This is a genomic window from Falsiroseomonas sp. HW251 (genome assembly GCF_050563545.1).
GTDB lineage: Bacteria > Pseudomonadota > Alphaproteobacteria > Acetobacterales > Acetobacteraceae > Falsiroseomonas.
Genome location: NZ_JBNXUM010000032.1, coordinates 19,673 through 42,318, shown reverse-complemented (window position 1 = coordinate 42,318; position 22,646 = coordinate 19,673). Strand labels below are relative to the sequence as shown.

Genomic DNA, 22,646 nt, shown 5'->3' with positions numbered 1-22,646 from the left:
GCCGCAGCTTGTCCAGGACATGCATTCGCGCTTGCTGCGCGTGGGGAGATGGCCCTGATGCGATTCATCCTTGGCGTGACCGCGACCCTCGTCGTGCTGGCGGTGGGCGGCTTCATCGTCGTGTTCACCGGCGCCTTCGACGTCGCGGCCACCACGCCGCATTGGCCGCCGACGATCTCGGTCCTCGATGCGGCGATGCGCCGTTCGGTGCAGCGCCAGGCGCAGGCCGTGGTGCCGGCAGGCGCGCTGACGGAGGAGCAGGCAAGGCGCGGCTATCGTCATTACAGCGAGGCCTGCGTCTATTGCCATGGCGCGCCCGGGCGGGATCCCGCGGACTGGTCCGGCGGCCTGTATCCGGAGCCGCCCTACATGCCCGACGTGCCGAAGCTGTGGTCCGACGCGCAGATCTTCTGGATCGTCCGCCACGGCATCAAGATGAGCGCCATGCCCGCCTTCGGCGCGCACCTGTCCGACGCCGAGATCTGGGACATCGTCGCTCTCGTCCGCCGCATGGGCGACATGACCCCTGAGGCCTATGCGGCCTATGGCAACCCGCCGGCGGGCGCGCCGGCGCCACGCTGAGCGGCCCCCCCCGGCGCCGTGCCATGATGCGCACGGGGCCGTGATCCTTCCGCCTCATTCTGCAGGAAATATCCAGGGCATCTGAAGCCGCTCCGAAAGCCTGTCACGGCCTGGGCCGCCCATCATCGGCGGCCGGCAAGCGCTGACCGCAAGGCCGCTTGTCACAGACAGGAGCATCCAATGCCCGACACGAATTTCCAGCAGGCCAGTCTTCAGGTCGCGACCCCGAACGGGACCGCGACCGTTTCCGCCGACGCGCTCGCCGCACTGCGCAACCGCCTGCGCGGCGCGCTGATGCTGCCCGGCGATCCCGGCTACGACACGTCGCGCCGCATCTGGAACGCCATGATCGACCGCCGCCCGGCGATGATCATCCGCTGCGCCGGCGCTGCGGATGTGATCGAGGGCGTCCGCTTCGCCCGCGACCAGGGTGGCCTGCTGCTCGCGGTGCGCGGCGGCGGCCACAACATCGCGGGCAGCGCGGTGTGCGAGGGCGGCGTCATGCTCGACCTTTCCGCCATGCGCTCCGTCCGCGTGGACCCGGTCGGCCGCACCGCGCGGGTCGAGCCCGGCGCGCTGCTCTCCGACTTCGACCGCGAGGCGCAGGCCTTCGGCCTGGCGACGCCGCTCGGCATCAACTCGACGACGGGCGTTGCGGGGCTGACGCTCGGTGGCGGCTTCGGGTGGCTGACGCGCAAGCACGGCACGACGGTGGACAATCTCCTCTCCGCCGACGTCGTCACCGCCGACGGCAAGCTCGTCCACGCCAGCGCGGACCGCAACCCCGAGCTTTTCTGGGCGATCCGCGGCGGCGGCGGCAACTTCGGCGTCGTCACCTCCTTCGAGTTCCGCCTGCATCCCGTGGGGCCGGAGGTGCTGTCCGGCCTCATTGTGCACCCGCTCGAGGACGCGGCGGTGCTGCTGCGCCAGTACCGCGAGATCGTCGCCAAGGCGCCGGAGGAGCTCACCTGCTGGGTCGTGCTGCGCAAGGCTCCGCCGCTGCCCTTCCTGCCCCCGGAGTGGCACGGAAGGGAGGTGCTGGTCTTCGCGCTCTGCTACGCCGGCGACATGGCGGAAGGCCGGCGCGCCACGGCACCGATCGAGGCGCTCGGCAAGCCGATCGCCAACGTCGTCGGCCCCCACCCCTTCGCCGCCTGGCAGGCCGCCTTCGACCCGCTGCTGACCGACGGTGCCCGGAACTACTGGAAGTCGCACGACTTCGCCGCCCTTTCCGACGGCATGATCTCGACGGTGCTCGACCACGCCGCGCGGCTGCCCTCGCCGCAGAGCGAGATCTTCATTGCCCATCTCGGTGGCGCCGCGAACCGCGTGCCGGTCGAGGCCACGGCCTATGCGCATCGCGGCGCGGCCTTCACGATGAACGTCCATACGCGCTGGGAGACCGCGGCGGAGGACGAGGCCTGCATCGCCTGGGCGCGCGGCTTCTCCACGGCGACCGCGCCCTTCGCGACCGGCAGCGTCTACGTCAACTTCCTCGGCGAGGACGAGGCCGGACGCGTGCAGGCGGCCTATGGCCCGAACTACGGCAGGCTGGCGCAGCTCAAGGCGAAGTACGATCCAACCAACCTGTTCCGGGCGAACCAGAACATCCGGCCCATGGGCCGCGCCATGGCACTCATCGTCGCCGGCTTGTTCGCCCTGGGCGTCGCGGCCTGCACACCCGCGACCACCTCACAGGGCGGCGCCGACTTCGGCTCGTACAACAGCGCAAGCGGGAACAGCTGAGCCGGCGACGACCTGGCCGAGCGGGGCGCCCCGCTCGGCCACGGGCGAGCCGGCCTCCGAGCCCTTGGCCTTATCCAGTGGCGCGCTTGCGCCACGATTTCCGATGAATGCCGACGGCTGTCCGGCGCGTCCCGCAACGATGAGGGGCCGTGCTTCGTGTCGGAAGGGGACCGCCGCTGGCACGCCAAGCCCGGCCCCCCTATTCTCGCGTCATGCAAACCAGCTTCACCGAGGACCAGCTCCGGGATCCCGATACCGCCGAGAGCAACCGCATCCTGCGGACCTGCGTGCATTGCGGCTTCTGCACCGCGACCTGCCCGACCTTCGTGCTGCTGGGCGACGAGTTGGACAGCCCGCGGGGGCGCATCTACCTCATCAAGGACATGCTGGAGAATGGCCGCCCGGCGACGCCGGAGGTGGTGAAGCATGTGGACCGCTGCCTGTCCTGCCTCGCCTGCATGACGACCTGCCCGTCGGGCGTGAACTACATGCACCTGGTGGACCATGCGCGCCGCCACATCGAGGAGACCTACGACCGCCCGGCGCCGGAGCGCGCCATGCGGAAGCTGTTGTCCGCCCTGCTGCCCTATCCCGCGCGCTTCCGCCTGGCGCTGAAGGGGGCCGGCATCGGCAAGGCGCTGGCCGGGCTGGTGCCGGGGCGGTCCATGACGGCGGAGCGCCTGCGCGCGATGCTGAAACTGGCGCCCGGCTCGGTCCCGCCGGAAAGCCCGATGCAGAAGCCGGGCGTGCACCGCGCCGAGGGCGAGCGGCGCGGCCGCGTCGCGCTGCTGACGGGCTGCGCTCAGCAGGTCCTCGCGCCCTCCATCAACGAGGCGACGATCCGGCTGCTGACCCGCATGGGAATCGAGGTCGTGGTGAAGGCCGAGCAGGGCTGCTGCGGCGCGCTCGACCATCACATGGGCCACCACGACCCCGCGATGCGCCTGGCGCGCGCCAACGTCGCGGCCTGGCACGAGGAGATCGAGGGCGAGGGCCTGGACGCCATCGTCATCAACACCTCGGGCTGCGGCACCACCGTGAAGGACTACGGCTTCATCTTCCGCGCCGAGCCCGGCGACTGGCCGGCCAAGGCCGCGGCCGTGGCGTCCCACGCGTTGGATGTCAGCGAGGCGCTGGTAAAGCTGGGCTATGCGCCGACGCGGCCCGCGCCCGGGCTGACCGTCGCCTACCACGCGGCGTGCAGCCTGCAGCACGGCCAGCAGGTCACCGCGGCGCCGAAGGACCTGCTGAAGCGGGCGGGCTTCGTGGTGAAGGAACCGGCCGAGAGCCATCTCTGCTGCGGCTCGGCCGGCACCTACAACCTCATGCAGCCCGGCATCAGTGCGCGGCTGCGGGATCGGAAGCTGGAGAACATCGGCCGCACGCGGCCCGACCTGATCGCCGCGGGGAACATCGGCTGCCTGACGCAGCTGTCGGGCGCCGGGCTGCCGACGGTGCACACCGTCGAGTTGCTGGACTGGATGGCCGGCGGCCCGGAACCGCCCGCCGTTGCCGAGGCGCGCCGCGCGAAGGCCGCCTGACGGCGACCCCTTGCAAGACGGCACCGGCATCCCCGACTCTCCGCTCATGGTCCGCCTTGCCGCATTGCTGGTCCTGCTGCCCGCCCTCGCCCTCGCGCAAGGGACGCCGCCGACCGCGGCCACGCCGGGCAGCGGCCGCCCCGATCCCTCCGCCGCCCGCCGCGCCGAACTCGACCGGCTGTTCGAGGCGCTGAAGCAGGCCCCCGACACGTCCGGCGGCCAGATGGTGGAGGCGCGGATCAGGGCGGTCTGGGCGCAGCAGGTCTCGCCGGCTGCCGCCCTGCTGCTGCGGCGCGGGATGCGCAACATGCAGGGCAACGAGGCCGGCGAGGCGCTTGAGGATTTCGACGCCGCGCTGGTGCTGGAGCCCGGCGCCGCCGATCTCTGGATCATGCGGGCGCGCGCGCTCGGCCGTCTCGGCGACCGCGCAGCCGCGGCGCGCGACATCCAGGAGGCGCTGCGGCTGGAACCGCGGCATTTCGGCGCGCTGCTCGCGCTGTCGGAGATGCAGGACGAGGCCGGCGATGCCGCGGGCGCGCTGCGCAGCCTGGACGCGGCGCTCGCCATCCATCCGCGCCTGCCCGGCGGCCAGGAGAGGCGGCGTGACCTCGTGCGCAAGGCCGAGGGTGACGCGCTGTAGACGGCGATCGCCCGGCCCGTGCCCGCCGGCGGCGTGGGCGGGCGGGGCGCGAGCCGGCGCAACGCGCGGATGGCGAGGCAGGGGCGCCTGGCGCCAGATGCGGCACGACACGAACCGATGGTGAGCCCCATGCCCGAAGCCCCGATGCCCGATGCCGACGCGCCACTCTGGCAGGCCGTGCTGGACCGCGACCCGAGCCCGGCGACCGGCCCCTTCCTCTATGCAGTCACGACCCAGGGCGTGTTCTGCAAGCCAGGCTGCCCCTCCCGCGCGCCGCTGCGGCGCAACGTGCGCTTCTACGCCGATGCCGCCGCCGCCGAGGCAGCGGGCTTCCGCGCCTGCAAGCGCTGCGACCCCAAGGGCGAACGCGCCGCTCTCCATGCCGAGGCCGTCCGCGCGGCCTGCGCGATGATCGAGGCGGCCGAGACGATGCCGAGCCTCGCGGCGCTCGCCGACCGCGCGGGCTATGCGCGGCACCATTTCCTGCGCCTCTTCCGCGACATCACCGGCGTGACGCCGCGCAGCTACGCCGAGGGCGTGCGGGCGCGGCGGCTACAGGCGTCGCTCGCGGCCGGCGACCGAGTCGCGGAGGCGGTGGCCGGCGCGGGCTTCGGCAGCGAATCCCGGGTCTACGAGGATACCGCGCGCCACCTCGGCATGACGCCCGGCGCCGCCCGGCGCGGCGGCGTGGGCGAGACCATCCGCATCGCCCATGCCGACAGCGCGCTGGGCCCGATCCTGGTCGGTGCCACGGAAAAGGGCGTCTGCTTCATCGGCTTCGCCGAGACCCGCGACGCGCTGGAAGGCGATCTCCGCGCCCGCTTCCCGAACGCGCGCGTGGTGCCGGCCGAGGATGCGCTGGCGGCAACGGTGCGCGACGTCGTGGCCTTCGTGGCCGAGCCCGCGGCCGCGCTACGCCTGCCGCTCGACCTCCGCGGCACCGCCTTCCAGCGCCAGGTCTGGGAGGCGCTGCAGACGATCCCGCTCGGCGAGACGCGGACCTATGCCGGGCTGGCGGCCGCGATCGGCAACCCCGCGGCGGTGCGTGCCGTCGCGCGGGCCTGCGCGCGCAACCCGGTCTCGCTCGCCGTGCCCTGCCACCGGGTGGTGGGTAAGGACGGCGACCTCACGGGCTATCGCTGGGGCGTGCCGCGCAAGGCGGCGCTGCTGGCGGGCGAGGCGAAGGCGCGAAAGCTCAGCGCGGGGTAGCCGGGGCGGGCTGGGCGGCGGGCGGCGCGCTGGGCGCGTCCGGTGCGGGGGCCGCCGGCTGCTCCGGCCTCAGCACCAGCCTCTCCCTGCCCACGGCGGGCGCGCCGGCGATGGTCCATTCGCCGTCCATCGAGCCGTCGGGATTGAGCTGGTAGATGCCCATCCCCGGCCGCTGCGCCATGCCGTAGGTCACCGCCACCGTCCGGCCCGAGGCCATCCCTACGCCCTCGACCAGCAGGTCGCCGATCCGCCAGAGGATATTGAAGGACACCAGCCCGGTGCTCCGGATCTGCGCGACGCCGGTATAGGCCGAGCCGTCCAGATTGGTCCCGCTCACGTCGTACAGCCCGTCCCGCTGGGCCCAGGCCGGCGCGGCGAGGACCAGGAAACCCAGGGCGAGAATCAGGCGGCGCATCGGCGGGACTCCAGGATCGCGGCAGGGAAGGCGGAAGCCCTCCCCGCGTCAATCGGCCGGCTACTTGACGATGGCCACACGCAGCGCATTGGTGGTGCCGGGTGTCCCGAAGGGCACGCCCGCCGTCACCACGACCTCGTCGCCCTGTTTCGCGAAGCCTTCCTGCGCGGCGGCGCGGATCGCCTTGGCGACCATGTCGGTCATGGAATGCGGCTCGGACGAGGGCAGGGGGTGCACGCCCCAGATCACCGCCATGCGCCGCGCCGTCTCCTCGGACGAGGTGAGGCCGATGATCGGGCAGTCCGGCCGTTCGCGGGCGACGCGCAGCGTGGTGGAGCCCGTGGAGGTGAAGGTCGCGATCGCCTCGGCATCGATGGTGTGGGCGACCTGCGCGGCGGCGGCGGCGATCGCGCCGGCCGAGCTCCGTTCCGGTGCCGGGCGCGCCGCATCGGTCAGGGTCCGCCAGCCCGGGTCCTGCTCCACGCGGGCGATGATGCGGTCCATCATGTTGACGGCCTCGAACGGGTACTGGCCGGCTGCCGTCTCGGCCGAGAGCATCACCGCGTCGGCCCCGTCGAACACCGCCGTCGCGACGTCGGACGCCTCGGCGCGCGTCGGCGCCGGGGCGCCGATCATGCTCTCCAGCATCTGGGTCGCCACCACGACGGGCTTGCCGAGCATGCGCGCGCTGCGGACGATGCGCTTCTGGATCAGCGGCACCTCCTCCGGCGGGCATTCCACGCCGAGGTCGCCGCGCGCCACCATCACGCAATCCGCCAGCGCCAGGATCTCGTCGAGGTTCTCGATGGCCTGCGGCTTCTCCATCTTCACCATCACCCAGGCGCGACCGGCGGCGATGCGCTTGCACTCCGCGACGTCCTCGGGGCGCTGGACGAAGCTGAGGCCGATGTATTCGACACCCTGCTCCAGCAGGAAGGCCAGGTCCTCCCGGTCCTTCTCCGTCAGGGCCGGGATCGGCAGGATCACGTCGGGGACGTTGACGCCCTTGCGGTCCGAGAGCGGGCCGCCGACCACGACCTCGGTCTCGAGGTGATCGTCGCGCTGGCGCGTCACGCGCAGCCTGAGCTTGCCGTCGTCCAGCAGCAGCGTCGTGCCGATGCCCGCGGCCTGGATGATCTCGGGGTGGGGCAGCTGCACGCGGCGGACGTCGCCTGGCGTCGGCGAGAGGTCGAGGCGGAAGGGCTGGCCGGTCTGCAACTGCACCCGGCCTGCCTGGAACTTGCCGACGCGCAGCTTCGGGCCCTGGACGTCGGCCAGGATGCCGATGGGCCGCTCCGTCTTCCGCTCGAGCGCGCGGATGATCGCGATCCGTTCGGCGTGGTCGGCATGGCTGCCGTGGCTGAAGTTCAGCCGGAAGACGTCGGCGCCGGCGCGGAACAGCCGCTCGATCACCTCGGCGGAGGAGGAGGCCGGGCCGAGGGTGGCGATGACCTTGGTGCGCCGCCGCCGGCGCAGCGGCATCCGCTGTGTCGTCCGCAAGGTCGAGAGCTCCCGCCGGTCGGGCGGCAGGGCCGCGGCCAGGGTCCCGAGATCCGGCCGGACCGCCTCGGGCGCCAGGTTCAGCGCCCGCGCGACCTCGGCAATGCGGTCGTCGGGGACGCGCTTCCACTGGCTGACGGCAGCGGTGGAGATGCCGAGCGCGGTCGCGATGCGGGTCACGGCGCCGCGCTGGGCGAGAAGGGCTTCGAGGGCAGGGTCACGCATGCGCAAACCTTAGCGTCTCTAAGTCTAATAGTGTATGAAAATCCTTTATCTTAGTTTTGTTAAGTTTCGGCGGCCTCAGGGCCCGTCCCACAAGGGCCAGCCATCGTGTGTGGCCGATCTGCCACGGGTGATGCGAATTGGCCGCGCGCTTGCCGCCAAAACGTGGGAACCGCGTTGGATGCGCACAAACCCATACCCGGAGACCCGGCATGCGACTACGGACCGCCCTGCTCGCCACCACCATCCTCGCCCTTCCCGGCGTCGCGAGCGCGCAGAACTACAACCCGAACCTGGTGCGCGGCGTCTACATCGCGGCCGGCGCCGGCGTGAACTGGCTGAACGACACGCCGATCAGCTCCAGCGGCTCGCTGTCCACCGCGCTCGGCCTTGCCGGCAGCAGCACCAGCGGGAACGTGGAGTACGATGTCGGCTGGGTTGGCGTGGTCAGCCTGGGCTACGGCTTCGGCAACGGCGTGCGCGTCGAGATCGAGGGCAACTACCGCCAGAACGACGTCAGCAAGATCAGCGGCTTCAACGGCCAGACCAGCAACGGCAGCGGCCGGGCGAACAGCTATGGCGTGATGGCGAACGCCTTCTATGACTTCGACCTTGGCCAGGGCGGCACCTTCGGCGGCTTCTCCATCGTGCCCTATGTCGGCATCGGCGCCGGCTATATCTGGCGCGAATACGACGGCATCCGCGCCAACGTGCTCGGCGGCACGGTCAACACCAGCGGCACCGACGGCCGCTTCGCCTACCAGGCGATCGCCGGCGTCGCCGTGCCGCTGACGCAATGGGCGCCGGGCCTCGCCTTCACGGCGGAGTACCGCTTCCTCGGCACGCTGGAATCCGACATCGACACCAGCTCGGGCGGCGGCACCTTCAGCGTCAGCCGCGGCACGACCAAGAGCGAGAACTACAACAACTCGATCCTGATCGGCCTGCGCTACGCCTTCAACGCGGCGCCGCCGCCGCCGCCGGTCGTGGCGCCTGCCGCGGCCCCGGCGCCGGCGCGCACCTATCTCGTCTTCTTCGACTGGAACCGGGCGGACCTGACGGACCGCGCGCGCCAGATCATCGACGAGGCCGCGACGAACGCGCAGCGCGCGGGCAGCGTGACCCGGATCGAGGTCTCGGGCCATGCCGACCGTTCCGGCACGCCGCAGTACAACCAGCGCCTGTCGGAGCGCCGCGCCCAGGTGGTTGCGCAGGAGCTCGAGCGGCGTGGCATCCCGCGCAGCGCGATGGTCATCCAGGGCTTCGGCGAGACCCGGCCCCTGGTGCCGACCGCCGACGGCGTCCGCGAGCCGCAGAACCGGCGCGTGGAAATCGTCCTGCGCTGATCCGCCTCGAGCCCGTGCCGATCGGATGGAAACATCCGATCGGCAGCTCGAGCTTGTTCCTGCCGGGGTGGAGGTTCGCGGAACCTCCACCCGCCTTCATGCGCTGCCCCGGGCGCCACAAGCCGGGGTTGCGACCATGCCTGATCTCCCGCCGTGAACGACGCGCCCTTCCGCGAAGCCGCCGCCGCGCTGCGCCCCGGTGTCGTGCTGCAGCGCCTGCCGCTTGACCGCGACGTCTCCGTCCGGCCGCTCTATCTGCGGGCCGAGGGCGGTCTTTCGCCGCAGGGCGCACGGGTCGTGGATGGGCGCCTGGTGCTGTCATCCGGCGCGGCAGTCTCCTTCGATACTTATTTCGGTGCCTACTTCGAACCGGCCTGGCGCGGTCCCGCGGGGATTGGCGCGCTGGTTCTCGACCTCGAAGGGCAGGGCAGGGCAGTGCTGCGGGTGGTCCGCCGCGATGCCACCGGCCGCGAGACGGCGTTGCACGAGGCCGAGGTTGCGCTGCCTGCCTCCGTCGCCGTGCCGCCGCCGCCGGCCGAGATCGCGGGCGGGCGGGTCTTCGCGGAACTCCTCGCGGCCGACGATTGCGAGGTCACGGCGCTGTCCTGGCGCGCGCCGGATGCGGTGCTGCAGGCGGTCTCGCTGGTCGCGGTGATCTGCACCTTCGGCCGCGAGGCGCAGCTTGGCGCCGCGCTCGGCTCCATTGCCGCCGAGCCGCAGGCTTATCGCGACGTGCGCTTCGTCGTGGTGAACCAGGGCGCGGCGGGGCTCGCCGCGCATCCCGACATCGCCGCGCTGCCCGACGTGTTCCGCGCGCGGCTGCAGGTCATCGAGCAGGGCAACTTCGGCGGCTGCGGCGGCTTCACCCGCGGCATGCTCGCCGCGCTCGACACGCCTGGCGCGACGCATCTGCTGCTGATGGACGACGACATCGCGGTTGAGCCCGAGGCGCTGCGGCGGACCGTCGCCTTCCTGTCCCTCGCCGGGCCGCGCGTCGCGCTCGGCGGGCAGATGCTCGACCTCTATCGCCCGGCCGACCTGCACGAGGCCGGGGCGCGCGTGGATCCCCGCACGCTCTGGCTGCGCCCGCTGCACTACCGCGTGCCGATGGAGCCGCGCGACGGCCTGGATCGGCTCATCGCGCCGGAGCCGATGCATTATTCCGGCTGGTGGTGGTTCGCGCTGCCGCTGGATCTGGTGCGGGAGGCCGGGCTGCCCGTGCCCTGCTTCATCCGCGGCGACGACGTGGAATTCGGGCTCAGGCTGCATGGGATGGGCGTGCCGACGCTGTCGGTGCCCGGCATCGGCGTCTGGCACGAGCCCTTCTACGCCAAGCTGCATGGATGGCAGGGCTATTACGAGTTGCGCAACGCGCTGATCTACGGGGCGCTGCACTTCCCCCGCCCCGCCCGCGCGATCGCGGCGCGGGTGGCGCGCGAGCTTGTCGGCCACCTCCTGACATTCCGATATCACGGTGCCGGGCTCGCGCTGCGCGCGGCCGAGGACTGGCTGCGCGGCCCGGCGCTGCTGCAGGTCCCGCCGGACCGGCTGCACGCGGAGGTCGCTGCGCTGCGCAAGGACTATCCCGCCGCGACGCTGGCGCGCGGCCTCGTGGCACCGGACCTGGCATTGCCGCGCGACCCCGCGACGCGTGCCGGCTACGCCTGGCGGATGCTGCGCGCGCTGCTGCGCAATGCGACCCTGCCGGACCGCGATGCGCCGCCGCGCCGGATCGAGGGCGGCGACATGGTGTGGTTCCGCCTGGCGGAGGCCGACCACGTTGCGGTGGACACCGGCGCCGATCCCGCCCTGCCGCTGTTCAGGCGCGACCGCGCGACCTTCAGGCGACAGGCACGCGACGCGCTGCGCATGGTGTGGCGCCTGTGGCGCGAGGGGGACGCGGCGAGCCTGGCCTGGCGGGCGGGTCGGGCGGACTACACCTCGGTGCCGTTCTGGCGGCGCTACCTCGGCATGGAGGCGACCTCCGCCACGCCGGACCGGCCCGGCGACGGCGGGAGTGCGGCCGCTGCTACCCCACCAGCACCGCCCGGAAATCGTTGACGTTGGTCAGCGTCGGCCCGGTGACCAGCAGGTCGCCGAGCGCGTGGAACAGGCCCCAGCTGTCATGCGCCGCGAGCTCCGCGCGGGGATCGAGCCCCGCCGCCCGCGCGCGGGCCAGCGTCTCCGGCGTCGCGATCGCACCGGCATTGTCCTCGGACCCGTCGATGCCGTCGGTGTCGCCCATCAGCGCCCAGATGCCCGGCGCGCCAGCCAGCGTCACCGCGCAGCCCAGCAGGCATTCCGCGTTGCGCCCGCCGCGGCCGCCGCCCTCGCGCCCGATCGTCACCGTGGTCTCGCCGCCGGAGAGCAGCACGCAGGGCGCGCCCACCGGCGAGCCATGCGCGCGCGCCGACAGCGCGATCCCGGCCAGCACCTTGCCGAGTTCCCGCGCCTCGCCCTCCAGCGCATCGCCCAGGATCAGCGGTGCGAGGCCCATTCCCTTCGCTGCCTTCGCCGCGGCTTCCAGCGCCATCCGCGGCGTCGCGATGAAGCGGTACTCCGCGCCGGCCAGGCGCGGATCGCCGGACTTCGGCGTCTCGCTCTCCGCGCGCGCGAGATGCGCCGTCGCGGCTTCCGGCAGAGCCATGCCGTAAAGGGAAACGAGAGCCCGCGCATCCGCGAAGCTGGTGGGATCCGGCACCGTCGGGCCCGATGCGATGGACGCCGGATCGTCTCCCGGCACGTCGGAGATCGCGAGCGTCACCACCCGCGCCGGCGCCGCCGCCAATGCCAGCCGCCCGCCGGAGAAGGCCGAGAGGTGCCGCCGGATGCAGTTCATCTCATGGATGTTCGCGCCGGAGGCCAGCAGCGCCTTGTTCACCGCCATCAGCTCCGCAAGCGACAGCCCGTCGGCGGGAAGCGTCGTCAGTGCCGACCCGCCGCCCGACACCAGGAAGAGCACGAGGTCATCCGCCGTCAGCCCCGCCACGGCGTCCAGGATCCGCCGCGCGGCATGGGCGCCCGCGGCATCGGGAACCGGGTGGGAAGCCTCCAGCACCTCGATCCGGGACGTGGGATGGCCGTGCCCGTAGCGCGTGACCACGACCCCGGAGAGCGGGACGTCCGGCCAGGCCGCTTCGACCGCGGCCGCCATCACCGCGGCCGACTTGCCGGCGCCGACCACCACGACGCGGCCCCTCGGCCTTTCCGGCAGGTGCCGCGCCAGCACTACGCGGGGATCCGCGCTGGCAACCGCGGCGTCGAACAGCGCCCGCAGCGCGGCACGGGCCTTGGCGTCGTCCCAGGTCATCGGCGGCTTCCCTTCCTCGCTCCCATCATGCCGCGAACCCGGAAGGGGCGACAGGGATTGTAAAATGCATCGTGGTATGGAAGAATCTGCGCGGACGGAGGAACCCCCTTGGGCCCATCACGCGCCGAGCGCGCGCAGGATCTCCCGGCTGGCCCTGGTGCGGTGTGCCGCGACGGCAGCCCGTGCGCCCTCGGCGTCGCCCGCGGCGAGCGCGGCCAGGATCGCCTGGTGCTCCCGGGCGGAGTCCTGGGGCGCCGGGCGGCGTGCCGCGGTGGTGCTGCGGGCGCGCTGGGCCTGGTCGGCGGCGGTCTCGGCCAGCCGCGCGAGCTTGGGGTTCCCGCTGCCGGCAAGCAGCGCGCGGTGGAAGCGGTCGTCGCCCGCTGCCCAGGCGGCGCGGTCGTCGTGCGACAGCGCGACCTCCATCTCCGCCGTCGCGGCGCGCATGGCATCGAGCGTCGCCACGGCACCGACGCCGCGCGTGGCGAGCAGCGCGGCGGCGGTGCCTTCCAGCGCGATGAGCACCTCGTAGGTCTGCCGGAGGTCCTCGGGATCAATCGGCAGCACGCGCACGCCACGGCGCGACAGCACGCGCAGGAAGCCCTCGTGCTGCAGGCGAAGCACGGCCTCGTGCACCGGTGTGCGGCTCATGCCGAGCTGGTCGGCAATCGCCTGCTCCACGGCCTCGTGACCCGGCGGCAGGGTGCCTTCCAGGATGCTCGCCTTCAGCGCGGCGTAGGCGGATTCCGCCAGGCTTGGCCGCGCCCGGGCGGGCTCGGCGGGGCGCACTCTAAGACGCGGCTCTGTTTCCATGCCGCCACGCATACCACCTTCCACCACAGCGACCGAGGACCCTGACCCATGCGCCGCCACCGCATCGCCGCCATCCCCGCCGACGGCATCGGCAAGGAAGTCATCCCCGCCGGGCTCGAGGTGCTGCAGGCCCTGTCCGAGCGCGGCGGCGACTTCGTCCTGGACGTCAAGGACTTCCCCTGGGGCAGCGACTACTACCGCGCCACGGGGCGGATGATGCCGGAGGACGGGCTGGAGACGCTGAAGGGCTTCGACGCCATCTTCTTCGGCGCCGTCGGCGACCCCGGGCTGCCGGACGACATCACGCTCTGGGGGCTGCGGCTGAAGATCTGCCAGGGCTTCGACCAATACGCCAACATCCGCCCGACCCGCGTGCTGCCCGGCCTGACCAGCCCGCTGCGGGAGGTCGCGCCTGGCGACATCGACTGGGTCATCGTGCGCGAGAACAGCGAGGGCGAGTATGCCGGCCATGGCGGCCGCGCGCATCGTGGCCACCCGGAGGAGGTCGCGACCGAGACCGCGATCTTCACGCGCGCCGGCGTCACCCGGATCATGCGCACCGCTTTCAAGATCGCGGCGTCCCGCCCGCGCCGGCTGCTGACGGTGGTGACGAAGTCGAACGCGCAGAAGCACGGCATGGTGCTGTGGGACGAGATCGCCGCCGAGGTGGCGCGCGATTTCCCGACCGTGACCTGGGAGAAGGAACTGGTGGACGCGATGGCCGCACGCATGGTGCGGCGACCCCGCAGCATCGACACCGTCGTCGCGACCAACCTGCACGCCGACATCCTGTCCGACCTGGCGGGCGCGGTCGCGGGGTCGCTCGGCGTCGCGCCGACAGCGAACCTCGATCCCTCGCGCCGGCATCCCTCGATGTTCGAGCCGATCCACGGCTCCGCCTTCGACATCACGGGCAAGGGCGTCGCCAACCCCGTCGCCACCTTCTGGACCGCGGCGATGATGCTGGAGCACCTCGGCGAGGACGCCGCGGCGAAGCGCCTGATGACCGCGGTGGAGCGCGTCTGCGCGGACGGCGTCCTGACCGCCGATGTCGGCGGCAAGGCCACGACGGCCGAGGTCACCGACGCCGTCTGCGCGGCGATCCGCGGAGCGAACTGACAACGTGCATTGACCGCATCGGCGCCCGCATGCGCCGATGCGACAGCAAAGCCGGAGGAAACGAGACATGAGCACCACCCGCCGCACGCTGCTGGCCAGCGCGCTAGCCTTGCCGTTCATCGGCGACCGCGCCACGGCCCAGGGCGTGCCTTCGCGTCCCATCACGGTGACCGTGCCCTTCGCGGCCGGCGGGCCGACCGACCTTATCTCGCGCATGGTCGCGGAGGGCATGGCGCGCGACCTCGGCCAGTCCGTGGTGGTGGAGAACGTGACGGGGGCCGGCGGCACGCTCGCGGCCGGGCGCGTCGCGCAGGCGCGGCCGGACGGGACGACGCTGCTCGCGCACCATATCGGGCTCGCGACCACGGCGACGCTCTATCGCCGGCTGCCCTTCAGCGTGACGGAAAGCTTCGCGCCGCTCGGCCTCGTCTCCGACGCTGCGATGACGATCGTGGCCAAGCCCGACTTTCCCGCCACCGACCTGCGCGGCGTTATCGCCGTGATCAAGCGGGAAGGCGAGAAGCTGAACATCGCGCATGCCGGGCTCGGCGGCGCGAACCAGCTGGGCGGCATGCTGCTGCAGGCCACCGCCGAGACGAAGATGACCACCGTCGTCTTCCGCGGCAGCGCGCCCGCGATCACCGAGGTCATGGCCGGCCGCATCGACCTGTTCGTGGACCAGGCGACCAACACCGCGCCCTTCCTGCGGGACAACCGGATCAAGGGCTATGCGGTGACGCTGCCGGAACGCGTGCCGGGCCTGGACCTGCCCACGACGGCGGAGGCCGGCTTCCCCGCCTTCTCCATGTCGACCTGGCACGGCATCTACGGCCCCGCCGCGCTGCCGCAGGAGATCCAGAACCGGCTGAACGCCGCGATCAAGGCCGCGCTGCGCGACGAAAGGCTCCGCGCCCGCTTCGCCGAGGTCGTGACCCAGCCGGCGACCGACGAACGTTCCTTCATCCCCTTCCACCGCCGCTTCCTGGTGGAGGAGGTCAATCGCTGGCGCCCGATCATCCAGGCGAACGGCGAATACGCGGATTGACCGTGCGGGCCGGGCTCAGCCGTCCCACGCCTGCACCGTCAGCTGCTTCACGATCCGCCCGTCCCGGAGCTGAAGCGTCATCGCCGCGACGACGTTGCAGCCATCGGGATAGGCGCAGCGCTCCACGAAGGCGGCGCGGCCGTCGCCCGCGACCTCGTCGGTGACGGTGTGGGTCATGGCGCGGCCGCAGACGTCGCGCAGATGCGCCTCGATCGCCTGGCGGCCCTTGAGGCGCATCGGCGCCTTCGGCGGCCGGTCGCGGTCCACGATCTCCATCTCGGCGTCCTCGGCATAGAGCGTGATGAGCGCCTCGGCGTCGCTGGTCTCGATGGCGCGCTTCATGGCACCGAGGTCGAAGCTGGCCGGCCTCGTGCCGGCAGCGGTCTGCGTCATGGCCCGATCCTCCCGCGCGGCGGCCGTCAGGAGCGGCCGCGCGGTCCGATCCTACACCCCCGGGGGTCGGGCAGCGGCTCGCATTTCCGCGCGCGGCGGGAGGTTGGCGGCGGGGCGGGGCTGCACCAGATTGCAGTCGAGAAGGAGACCCCCATGCCCATCCCCGATCTCGACAAGGCGACACAGACCGAGCTCGAGGCCGCCGCCTTCCGCCGCCTGGTCGAGCACCTCCGCGAGCGCAGCGACGTGCAGAATATCGACCTGATGAACCTGGCGGGCTTCTGCCGGAACTGCCTCAGCCGCTGGTACCGCGAGGCTGCGGAGGAGAAGGGCATTCCGCTCGCAGACCCCGACGCGCGCGAGATCGTCTACGGCATGCCCTACAAGGAATGGCAGGCGAAGCACCAGAAGGAAGCCACCGCCGAGCAGAAGGCGAAGTTCACCGCCGCCAGCCCGGGGCATTGAGTAACCCGCCAAAGCGTGGCACGACCCGCCCCCTTCGCGTGGGGGACCAGCGGGTGAGCGACACCGAGACCGAAGCCAAGGCCAGCCGCAAGCGGCAGAAGGACGACGACACGGATGTCGGCGGCATCGCCGCCGATCGCCTGCGTTCCATCGTTGAGCGCATCGAGCGCCTCGAGGAGGAGCGCAAGGCGCTCGCCGGCGACATCAAGGACATCTTCGCCGAAGCGAAGTCGGCCGGCTTCGACGTCAAGGTGATCCGCCAGATCATCAGCCTGCGGAAGAAGGAACCCGCCGAGGTGGAGGAGCAGGAGACGCTGCTCGACCTGTACCGCCGCGCCCTCGGCATGTGATGGCGGAGCGCGCGAGCGAATACCCGCGGCCGCCGCGGCTGGAACGCAGCGACCGGCGCGTGCGCGTCGTCCTCGGCGGGCAGACCATCGTGGACAGCCGCGACTGCTGGCGCGTGTTGGAGACCTGGCACCCGCCCTCCTGGTACATTCCGGCCGAGGCCTTCGCCCTGGGTAGCCTGGCGGGGGCGGCGGGCAGCAGCCATTGCGAATGGAAGGGCAAGGCGCGCTACTTCGACCTTGTCGCCGGCGGGAAGGTCGTGCCCCGCGGCGCCTGGTCCTATCCCGACCCGACGCCGGAATTCGCCGCGATCGCCGGCCATGTCGCGCTCTATCCCGGGCGCGTGGATGCCTGCTTCGTGGACGACGAGCAGGTCGTCCCGCAGCCCGGCGATTTCTACGGCGGCTGGATCACCAGCGACGTCGAGGGGCCCTTCAAGGGTGCCCCCGGCACCAGGCACTGGTAGGAGCCCCGATGTTCTATGAGCCCAGGCACGGCCACGGCCTGCCGCATGAGCCACTGAAGGCGATCGTCGCGCCACGGCCGATCGGCTGGATCTCGACGCTTGACGCGAAGGGGCGGCGCAACCTCGCGCCCTACAGCTTCTGCAACATGATCCAGACGCGGCCCGCGCTGCTCGCCTTCGGATCCGACGGGCTGAAGCACTCGGCGGCCAATGCGACGGCGACGGGCGAGTTCGTCTTCAACCTCGCGACCCGGCCGCTCTTCGATGCGATGAACGCGTCCTCGGCCACGCTGCCGGACGGCGAGGACGAGTTCGTCCATGCCGGGCTCGAGGCCGCGCCCTGCCACCTCGTGAAGGCCCCGCGCGTAGCGGCCAGCCCCGCCAACCTGGAATGCAAGGTCGTGCAGTCCATGCCGCTCAAGGACCTCGACGGGCACGAGTTCGGCGGCTGGCTAATCATCGGGCAGGTCGTCGGCGTGCACATCGCGGACTGGGCGCTGAAGGATGGGCGCTTCGACATGCTCGGCGTGCGCACCATCGCGCGCTGCGGCTATCGCGACTATGCCGAGGTCACGACGATCTTCGAGGCGCTGCGCCCGACCGATGGCGGGCAGTACGTCGCGGGTCAGCGCGATCTCTGATCGAGGCGCCTGACCGCCACCCATAGCAGCGCCGCGCAGACCAGGGGCGCGACCGGCACCCCTGGCCAGGTGGCGAGCGGCCGCGCCACGAAGGGCAACACGAAGCCCGCGAGCAGGACGATCCGCTCCCAGGGCAGCCAGCCCTCGCGCAGCGCCGCGCGCAGCACGAAGGCCAGCGGCAGGCCCAGCAGCAGCAGGTCGTAGTCCAGCAGGAATGGGCTGACCAAGGGCGTCGCCGCCGCGGTCGTGGCCATCTCCGCGATGCCGCCGGGCCGCCGGCGCAGCCGCGGCAGCAGCACCGCAAGCACGCCCAGCGCGACCACGCCCTGGACGCCCCAGGCCAGCGCCGCGCCGCCGCCGAGAAGCCGTACCGCGGCGAAGACGCTCGCCATCTTCTCGTGTCCGACGAGCCCGTCCTCCAGCGTCGCGCGCGCCATCCGCGAGAGCGCCAGGAACGCCTCCCAGGCGTCCCATCCCAGCGCCAGCGCCGACACCGCGGCGAAGCCTACGGCGCCGGCCGCCGCCGCGGCGATCGCGCGCCAGCGCCCCGCCGCCACCCAGGCCAGCGGCACGACGATCGCGAGATGCGGCTTGATCGCGAGACCCGCGATGCAGAGCCCGGCCGGCACGGCGCGGCGTTCGAGCAGCAGCGCCGCGGCGGTGAACAGCGCCGCCGTCAGGAAGGCGTTCTGGCCATGCGTCACCGTCACCCATACCGCGGGGAAGGCCAGGATGGGCAGCACCGCCCAGCCTTCCGGCAGCAGCGCGCGCGTCACCCGCCACCACCCCGCGAAGCTCAGGCCGAGCCAGGCCGGCAGCGCCAGCGCATAGGGCAGCAGCCCCAGCGGAAGCAGCAGCAGCAGGAAGGGGGGCGGGTAGAAGAAGGCATACCATTCGGTGTCTGGTCCGAAGGCCGTGCGCTGCGCGGCGTGATGCGCCGCCTGGCTCCAGGCTTCGGCGGCATGACCTTCGAAGGCGAAACGGGCGGCGGTCCAGAAGCTGGCGAAATCCGTGCCCACCGGCCGCCCGGCGGGGTCCAGCGGGAAGTCGCCGGACAGCAGGTATCCCGCCATTGCGACCTGGCCCGCGAGCAGCATAGAGCACCAGGCGCGGGCGCGCCCGGCGTTCATCCAGGTGGCGTCGCGCAGCACGGCTCAGCCCTTGCCGTGCAGCCCGGCCACCACCTCGGCATGCGCCTCCAGCACCACGCGGCGCTTGACCTTCTGCGTCGGCGTGAGCTGCCCGTTCTCCACCGAGAAGGGCTCGACCGTCGCGGTCCGCCTGATCCGCTCGATCGTCGCGAGCTTCGCGTTCACGCGCGCCACCGCGTCGGCGACCTTCGCCTCCATCCCGTCGGTCGGGACTATCAGCGCGACGATGCCAGGCTGGCCCTCGCCGGCGACGACGGCCTGGTGGATCTCGGGCTCGGCGGCGAGCAGCGCTTCCAGCTTCGCCGGGCTCACCATGTCGCCGCCCAGCGTCTTGATGAAGTCGCGCTTGCGGTCGGTGATGCGGATGCGGCCGTCCTCCATCTCCGCGATGTCGCCGGTGTGCAGCCAGCCATCCTGGATTGCCCGCGCGGTCGCCTCGGGCTGGTTCCAGTAGCCGTCCATCACCAGGCCGCCCCTGACGCAGAGCTCGCCATCCTCGGCCAGCTTCACCTCGACGCCGGGCAGGGGCGGCCCGACCGTGTCGCGGCGGTTGTTCCATGGGAGATTGACGCTGATCACCGGCCCGGCTTCGGTCTGGCCATAGCCCTGGATCACCGGCAGGCCGAGCGCGATGAAGAAGCCCGAGAGGTCCGGGTCGAGCCTGGCACCGCCCGAGACCATGCAGAGCAGCCGCCCGCCGAAGCGTTGCCGCACCTTGTCGCGCACCAGCCGGTCCAGCGCCTTGTCCATCATCCAGCCCAGCGGCCCGATCGGCCTGCCGTCGAGCCGCTTCAGGCCGAGCTCCACCGCCTTGTGGAAGAGCTTCTCCTTCACCCCGCCTTCCTTTTCGACGCCCGCCAGCGTGCGGGCGCGCAGCACCTCGAACAGGCGGGGGACGGCGGTGACGACGGCCGGCCTGATCTCCTGGAACTCGGCGGCGATCCGGTCGGCGCCGCGGGAATAGACGACCTCGACGCCGAGCGAGGGCAGCAGGAAGCCGCCGACTGTGTGCTCGTAGCTGTGCGACAGCGGCAGGAAGGACAGGTAGCACTCGCCCTCGAAATGCAGGCGGTCGGCCAGCTGCGCCACGCCCTCGCGGTTCGCCAGCATGGCGCGGTGGGGGATCATGACGCCCTTGGGCGCGCCGCCGGTGCCTGAGGTGTAGATCAGGCAGGCAAGCCGCCCCGGCGGGATCTGCTCGACCTCCGCACGCAGCAGGTCGAGGTCGGCCGGGGTCGCCTCCAGCTCGGCCCAGGGGATGACGCGCAGCGCCGCGTCCTCCGGCGGCTCGATCGCGACCAGCAGGTCGAGGCCCTCGGCGAGTGCCGCCCCGGCCAGCACCTTCTTCCCCAGCGCGGCCGAGGAGACGATGGCGATCCGCGCCCCGGAGTCGCGCAGGATATGCGCGTGGTCCGACGGCAGGTTGGTCGTGTAGGTCGGGACGGTGACCGCGCCGATGGCCATCAGCGCGGTGTCGGCGATCACGAATTCGGGACGGTTCTCACTCACCAGCAGCACGCGCTCGCCCGGCCCGATGCCGGCGGCCCGCAGCCCCGCGGCGACCGCGGCGACCCGGCGGGCGAATTCAATCCAGGTGACGCGCTGCCAGGTCTTGGCCTGCCAGTGGCGCAGCATCGGCCGGTCGCCCCGGTGCACCGCGAGTTCGAGCATCATCTGGGGCAGGCTGTTCCACCTGACCCGCTTCCCCGGCTCCATGTTCCCCCAGCGCTCCCCTGGCCCTCGGCGCGCTTACGGCTTTTCGCGCAGCCCGGGCAGTCTATATCCAGGGCGACACGCCTCCGGACACAAGAGACCCCGTGACGATTTCCACCGATTTCCGCCCCGTGCCCCTGCGAGACACCGCCAGGCCCGGCGGGGCCGCGGCCGAGGCGCTGCCGGCCTGGGACCTCTCGGACCTCTACGCCTCGCCCGAGGACCCGCGGCTCGCCGCCGACCTCGATGCCGCGGAGAGCGAGGCCAAGGCCTTCCAGGCCGCCCATGCCGGTAAGGTCGGCACCATGCCGGGCGACGCGCTGGCTGCCGCTATTGCGACCTACGAGACGATCGAGGAGAGGCTCGGGCGGGCCATGTCCTATGCCCAGCTCGTCTTCTCGGCCGATGCGCAGGACGCCGCCAATGGCCGTTTCTACCAGACCCTGCAGGAGAGGGTGACGACGATCTCCTCCCACCTGCTGTTCCTGACGCTGGAGATCAACCGGCTGGAGGAGAAGACGCTGGAGCAGAAGCTGGCGGCCTCCGCCGCGCTGCGGCGCTGGCAGCCCTGGCTGCGCGACCTCCGCGTCTTCCGCCCGCACCAGCTCTCCGACGAGCTCGAGAAGCTGCTGCACGAGAAGGAGGTCACGGGCCGCGCCGCCTGGAACCGCCTGTTCGACGAGACCGTCGCGGGGATGCGCGTGACCGTCAGCGGCGAGGAGCTGACCGTCTCCTCCGCGCTGAACAAGCTCTCGGACCGCGACCGCGACGTCCGCGCGGCGGCCGCCGCCGGCGTGTCGGAAGCCTTCGGCGAGAAGGTGCGGCTGTTCAGCCTGATCACCAACGTGCTCGCCAAGGACAAGGAGATCATCGACGGCTGGCGCCACTACCCCCGCCCGACCAGCGCGCGCAACCGCGCCAACATGGTCGAGGACGAGGTGGTGGACGCGCTGGTCACCGCGGTGACGGAAAGCTTCCCGCGCCTGTCCCATCGCTACTACGGCATGAAGGCGAAGTGGCTCGGGCTTGAGAAGCTGAAGCACTGGGACCGCAACGCGCCGCTGCCTGACCAGGACGACCGCGTCATCCCCTGGCCCGACGCGACGAAGCGCGTGCTGGACAGCTACGCCGCCTTCAGCCCGGACCTGGCCTCGCTGGGGCGGCGCTTCTTCGACCGCCCCTGGGTGGATGCGGCGCTGCGGCCGGGCAAGGCCAGCGGCGCCTTTGCCCATCCGACGGTGCCCTCGGCGCACCCCTATCTGCTGGTGAACTACCACGGCAAGACGCGGGACGTGATGACGCTGGCGCATGAGCTCGGCCACGGCGTTCACCAGATCCTGGCGGGCGAGCAGGGCTACCTGATGTCATCCACCCCGCTGACGCTGGCCGAGACCGCGTCGGTCTTCGGCGAGATGCTGACCTTCCGCGCGCTGCTGGACGCCGAGACGGATCCGCGCCGCCGACGCGGGCTGCTGGCGTCCAAGGTCGAGGACATGCTGAACACCGTGGTCCGCCAGATCGCCTTCTACCGCTTCGAGGCGCTGCTGCACGACGAGCGCAAGAAGGGCGAGATCGCGCATGAGCGGATCGGCGAGCTCTGGATGCAGGTGCAGACGGAAAGCCTCGGCCCGGCCTTCGACTTCACGCCGGACTACAGCGTCTACTGGGCCTACATCCCGCACTTCGTGCACACGCCGTTCTACGTCTACGCCTATGCCTTCGGGGATTGCCTGGTCAACGCGCTGTATGGCGTGTTCCGCGAAGGGCATCCGGGGTTCCAGCAGAAATACCTGGAGATGCTGAAGGCGGGCGGGACGAAGCGGCACAAGGAGCTGCTGGCGCCCTTCGGGCTCGACGCGTCCGACCCGGCTTTCTGGCACAAGGGATTGGACGTCATCGCGGGCTTCATCGACGAACTCGACAGGGCCGCGTGATGAGCATCCAAGATATGCGGCCAGCGAAGCTGGCCGAGGCCGCGAACGCG

General features: G+C 71.9%; 21 protein-coding genes. 14 read left to right on the top strand and 7 right to left on the bottom strand.

The window, feature by feature from the left end; all coding sequences use genetic code 11:
- The first annotated feature begins 57 nt into the window (after positions 1 to 57).
- The 5 genes from ACLF3M_RS28455 (at position 58) to ada (ending at position 5,718) form a co-directional block, all read left to right on the top strand.
- On the top strand, positions 58 to 582 hold the full coding sequence (locus ACLF3M_RS28455; RefSeq protein ID WP_430660388.1) for a c-type cytochrome: 525 nt from the start codon (positions 58 to 60) through the stop codon (positions 580 to 582).
- 180 nt (positions 583 to 762) lie between these two features.
- Positions 763 to 2,328 (top strand): FAD-binding oxidoreductase, encoded by a 1,566-nt coding sequence (locus ACLF3M_RS28450; RefSeq protein ID WP_430660387.1) that lies wholly within the window; start codon positions 763 to 765, stop codon positions 2,326 to 2,328.
- Positions 2,329 to 2,540: 212 nt separating this feature from the next.
- Positions 2,541 to 3,869 carry a glycolate oxidase subunit GlcF gene (glcF, locus tag ACLF3M_RS28445; protein WP_430660386.1) on the top strand — a complete coding sequence of 443 codons (1,329 nt, stop codon included), beginning with the start codon at positions 2,541 to 2,543 and terminating at the stop codon, positions 3,867 to 3,869.
- Positions 3,870 to 3,915: 46 nt separating this feature from the next.
- Positions 3,916 to 4,509 carry a hypothetical protein gene (locus ACLF3M_RS28440; protein ID WP_430660385.1) on the top strand — a complete coding sequence of 198 codons (594 nt, stop codon included), beginning with the start codon at positions 3,916 to 3,918 and terminating at the stop codon, positions 4,507 to 4,509.
- A 129-nt stretch (positions 4,510 to 4,638) separates the two neighbouring features.
- Positions 4,639 to 5,718, top strand: coding sequence for a bifunctional DNA-binding transcriptional regulator/O6-methylguanine-DNA methyltransferase Ada (gene ada, locus ACLF3M_RS28435; RefSeq protein ID WP_430660384.1), 1,080 nt, complete (start codon positions 4,639 to 4,641; stop codon positions 5,716 to 5,718).
- Here ada and ACLF3M_RS28430 read toward each other — a convergent pair.
- Complete coding sequence (locus ACLF3M_RS28430) at positions 5,705 to 6,133, bottom strand: hypothetical protein (RefSeq protein ID WP_430660383.1); 429 nt, start codon at positions 6,131 to 6,133, stop codon at positions 5,705 to 5,707. The genes ada and ACLF3M_RS28430 overlap by 14 nt on opposite strands.
- A 60-nt stretch (positions 6,134 to 6,193) precedes the next feature.
- Positions 6,194 to 7,615: a pyruvate kinase gene (gene pyk / locus ACLF3M_RS28425; RefSeq protein WP_430660432.1), complete on the bottom strand. Its 1,422-nt coding sequence runs from the start codon at positions 7,613 to 7,615 to the stop codon at positions 6,194 to 6,196.
- A gap of 452 nt (positions 7,616 to 8,067) precedes the next feature.
- Here pyk and ACLF3M_RS28420 point away from each other — a divergent pair, with 452 nt between their 5' ends.
- Entirely contained in the window at positions 8,068 to 9,201 is a 1,134-nt protein-coding gene (locus tag ACLF3M_RS28420) for an OmpA family protein (RefSeq protein WP_430660382.1), read from the top strand.
- A gap of 153 nt (positions 9,202 to 9,354) precedes the next feature.
- On the top strand, positions 9,355 to 11,262 hold the full coding sequence (locus ACLF3M_RS28415; RefSeq protein WP_430660381.1) for a glycosyltransferase: 1,908 nt from the start codon (positions 9,355 to 9,357) through the stop codon (positions 11,260 to 11,262).
- Here ACLF3M_RS28415 and ACLF3M_RS28410 read toward each other — a convergent pair.
- Both ACLF3M_RS28410 and ACLF3M_RS28405 read right to left on the bottom strand, forming a co-directional pair.
- Positions 11,231 to 12,511: a glycerate kinase type-2 family protein gene (locus ACLF3M_RS28410; protein WP_430660380.1), complete on the bottom strand. Its 1,281-nt coding sequence runs from the start codon at positions 12,509 to 12,511 to the stop codon at positions 11,231 to 11,233. The genes ACLF3M_RS28415 and ACLF3M_RS28410 overlap by 32 nt on opposite strands.
- Positions 12,512 to 12,628: 117 nt before the next feature.
- The gene (locus tag ACLF3M_RS28405) at positions 12,629 to 13,321 is read right to left on the bottom strand and encodes a GntR family transcriptional regulator (RefSeq protein ID WP_430660379.1); all 693 of its coding nucleotides are present in this window, start codon (positions 13,319 to 13,321) and stop codon (positions 12,629 to 12,631) included.
- Between the two features lie 48 nt (positions 13,322 to 13,369).
- Between ACLF3M_RS28405 and ACLF3M_RS28400 the strand changes: the two genes are divergently transcribed.
- Entirely contained in the window at positions 13,370 to 14,440 is a 1,071-nt protein-coding gene (locus ACLF3M_RS28400; RefSeq protein WP_430660378.1) for a tartrate dehydrogenase, read from the top strand.
- A gap of 67 nt (positions 14,441 to 14,507) precedes the next feature.
- Positions 14,508 to 15,485 carry a tripartite tricarboxylate transporter substrate-binding protein gene (locus ACLF3M_RS28395; RefSeq protein WP_430660377.1) on the top strand — a complete coding sequence of 326 codons (978 nt, stop codon included), beginning with the start codon at positions 14,508 to 14,510 and terminating at the stop codon, positions 15,483 to 15,485.
- 15 nt (positions 15,486 to 15,500) lie between these two features.
- On the opposite strand, the gene ACLF3M_RS28390 is transcribed toward ACLF3M_RS28395, so the two are convergent.
- Positions 15,501 to 15,878 carry a nuclear transport factor 2 family protein gene (locus ACLF3M_RS28390; protein ID WP_430660376.1) on the bottom strand — a complete coding sequence of 126 codons (378 nt, stop codon included), beginning with the start codon at positions 15,876 to 15,878 and terminating at the stop codon, positions 15,501 to 15,503.
- Positions 15,879 to 16,031: 153 nt separating this feature from the next.
- Between ACLF3M_RS28390 and ACLF3M_RS28385 the strand changes: the two genes are divergently transcribed.
- The 4 genes from ACLF3M_RS28385 to ACLF3M_RS28370 all read left to right on the top strand — a co-directional run bounded on the left by ACLF3M_RS28385 (position 16,032) and on the right by ACLF3M_RS28370 (position 17,798).
- Positions 16,032 to 16,343, top strand: coding sequence for a DUF1244 domain-containing protein (locus tag ACLF3M_RS28385; RefSeq protein WP_430660375.1), 312 nt, complete (start codon positions 16,032 to 16,034; stop codon positions 16,341 to 16,343).
- A gap of 125 nt (positions 16,344 to 16,468) precedes the next feature.
- Positions 16,469 to 16,693 (top strand): DUF2312 domain-containing protein, encoded by a 225-nt coding sequence (locus ACLF3M_RS28380; RefSeq protein WP_430660431.1) that lies wholly within the window; start codon positions 16,469 to 16,471, stop codon positions 16,691 to 16,693.
- Positions 16,693 to 17,157, top strand: a complete 465-nt coding sequence (locus tag ACLF3M_RS28375; protein WP_430660374.1) for a DUF427 domain-containing protein — start codon at positions 16,693 to 16,695, stop codon at positions 17,155 to 17,157. Before ACLF3M_RS28380 ends, ACLF3M_RS28375 begins: the two co-directional genes overlap by 1 nt.
- Positions 17,158 to 17,165: 8 nt before the next feature.
- Positions 17,166 to 17,798, top strand: a complete 633-nt coding sequence (locus tag ACLF3M_RS28370; RefSeq protein ID WP_430660373.1) for a flavin reductase family protein — start codon at positions 17,166 to 17,168, stop codon at positions 17,796 to 17,798.
- Here the strand turns inward: ACLF3M_RS28370 and ACLF3M_RS28365 are convergent.
- A complete protein-coding gene (locus ACLF3M_RS28365; protein ID WP_430660372.1) occupies positions 17,783 to 18,949 on the bottom strand; it encodes a glycosyltransferase family 87 protein in 1,167 nt (388 codons plus the stop codon). The two genes, ACLF3M_RS28370 and ACLF3M_RS28365, sit on opposite strands and share 16 nt — an antisense overlap.
- Before the next feature lie 3 nt (positions 18,950 to 18,952).
- A complete protein-coding gene (locus ACLF3M_RS28360; protein WP_430660371.1) occupies positions 18,953 to 20,623 on the bottom strand; it encodes an AMP-dependent synthetase/ligase in 1,671 nt (556 codons plus the stop codon).
- A 143-nt stretch (positions 20,624 to 20,766) separates the two neighbouring features.
- Between ACLF3M_RS28360 and ACLF3M_RS28355 the strand changes: the two genes are divergently transcribed.
- Positions 20,767 to 22,596: a M3 family oligoendopeptidase gene (locus tag ACLF3M_RS28355; RefSeq protein WP_430660370.1), complete on the top strand. Its 1,830-nt coding sequence runs from the start codon at positions 20,767 to 20,769 to the stop codon at positions 22,594 to 22,596.
- Positions 22,597 to 22,646: the final 50 nt, after the last annotated feature.

What these genes read in the sequence shown, in the direction of transcription:
- ACLF3M_RS28455 (WP_430660388.1), top strand. Translation starts at nt 58, where the DNA reads ATGCGATTCATCCTTGGCGTGACCGCGACCCTCGTCGTGCTGGCGGTG.
- ACLF3M_RS28450 (WP_430660387.1), top strand. Translation starts at nt 763, where the DNA reads ATGCCCGACACGAATTTCCAGCAGGCCAGTCTTCAGGTCGCGACCCCG.
- glcF (WP_430660386.1), top strand. Translation starts at nt 2,541, where the DNA reads ATGCAAACCAGCTTCACCGAGGACCAGCTCCGGGATCCCGATACCGCC.
- ACLF3M_RS28440 (WP_430660385.1), top strand. Translation starts at nt 3,916, where the DNA reads ATGGTCCGCCTTGCCGCATTGCTGGTCCTGCTGCCCGCCCTCGCCCTC.
- ada (WP_430660384.1), top strand. Translation starts at nt 4,639, where the DNA reads ATGCCCGAAGCCCCGATGCCCGATGCCGACGCGCCACTCTGGCAGGCC.
- ACLF3M_RS28430 (WP_430660383.1), bottom strand. Translation starts at nt 6,133, where the DNA reads ATGCGCCGCCTGATTCTCGCCCTGGGTTTCCTGGTCCTCGCCGCGCCG.
- pyk (WP_430660432.1), bottom strand. Translation starts at nt 7,615, where the DNA reads ATGCCGCTGCGCCGGCGGCGGCGCACCAAGGTCATCGCCACCCTCGGC.
- ACLF3M_RS28420 (WP_430660382.1), top strand. Translation starts at nt 8,068, where the DNA reads ATGCGACTACGGACCGCCCTGCTCGCCACCACCATCCTCGCCCTTCCC.
- ACLF3M_RS28410 (WP_430660380.1), bottom strand. Translation starts at nt 12,511, where the DNA reads ATGACCTGGGACGACGCCAAGGCCCGTGCCGCGCTGCGGGCGCTGTTC.
- ACLF3M_RS28405 (WP_430660379.1), bottom strand. Translation starts at nt 13,321, where the DNA reads ATGGAAACAGAGCCGCGTCTTAGAGTGCGCCCCGCCGAGCCCGCCCGG.
- ACLF3M_RS28400 (WP_430660378.1), top strand. Translation starts at nt 13,370, where the DNA reads ATGCGCCGCCACCGCATCGCCGCCATCCCCGCCGACGGCATCGGCAAG.
- ACLF3M_RS28395 (WP_430660377.1), top strand. Translation starts at nt 14,508, where the DNA reads ATGAGCACCACCCGCCGCACGCTGCTGGCCAGCGCGCTAGCCTTGCCG.
- ACLF3M_RS28390 (WP_430660376.1), bottom strand. Translation starts at nt 15,878, where the DNA reads ATGACGCAGACCGCTGCCGGCACGAGGCCGGCCAGCTTCGACCTCGGT.
- ACLF3M_RS28385 (WP_430660375.1), top strand. Translation starts at nt 16,032, where the DNA reads ATGCCCATCCCCGATCTCGACAAGGCGACACAGACCGAGCTCGAGGCC.
- ACLF3M_RS28375 (WP_430660374.1), top strand. Translation starts at nt 16,693, where the DNA reads ATGGCGGAGCGCGCGAGCGAATACCCGCGGCCGCCGCGGCTGGAACGC.
- ACLF3M_RS28370 (WP_430660373.1), top strand. Translation starts at nt 17,166, where the DNA reads ATGTTCTATGAGCCCAGGCACGGCCACGGCCTGCCGCATGAGCCACTG.
- ACLF3M_RS28360 (WP_430660371.1), bottom strand. Translation starts at nt 20,623, where the DNA reads ATGATGCTCGAACTCGCGGTGCACCGGGGCGACCGGCCGATGCTGCGC.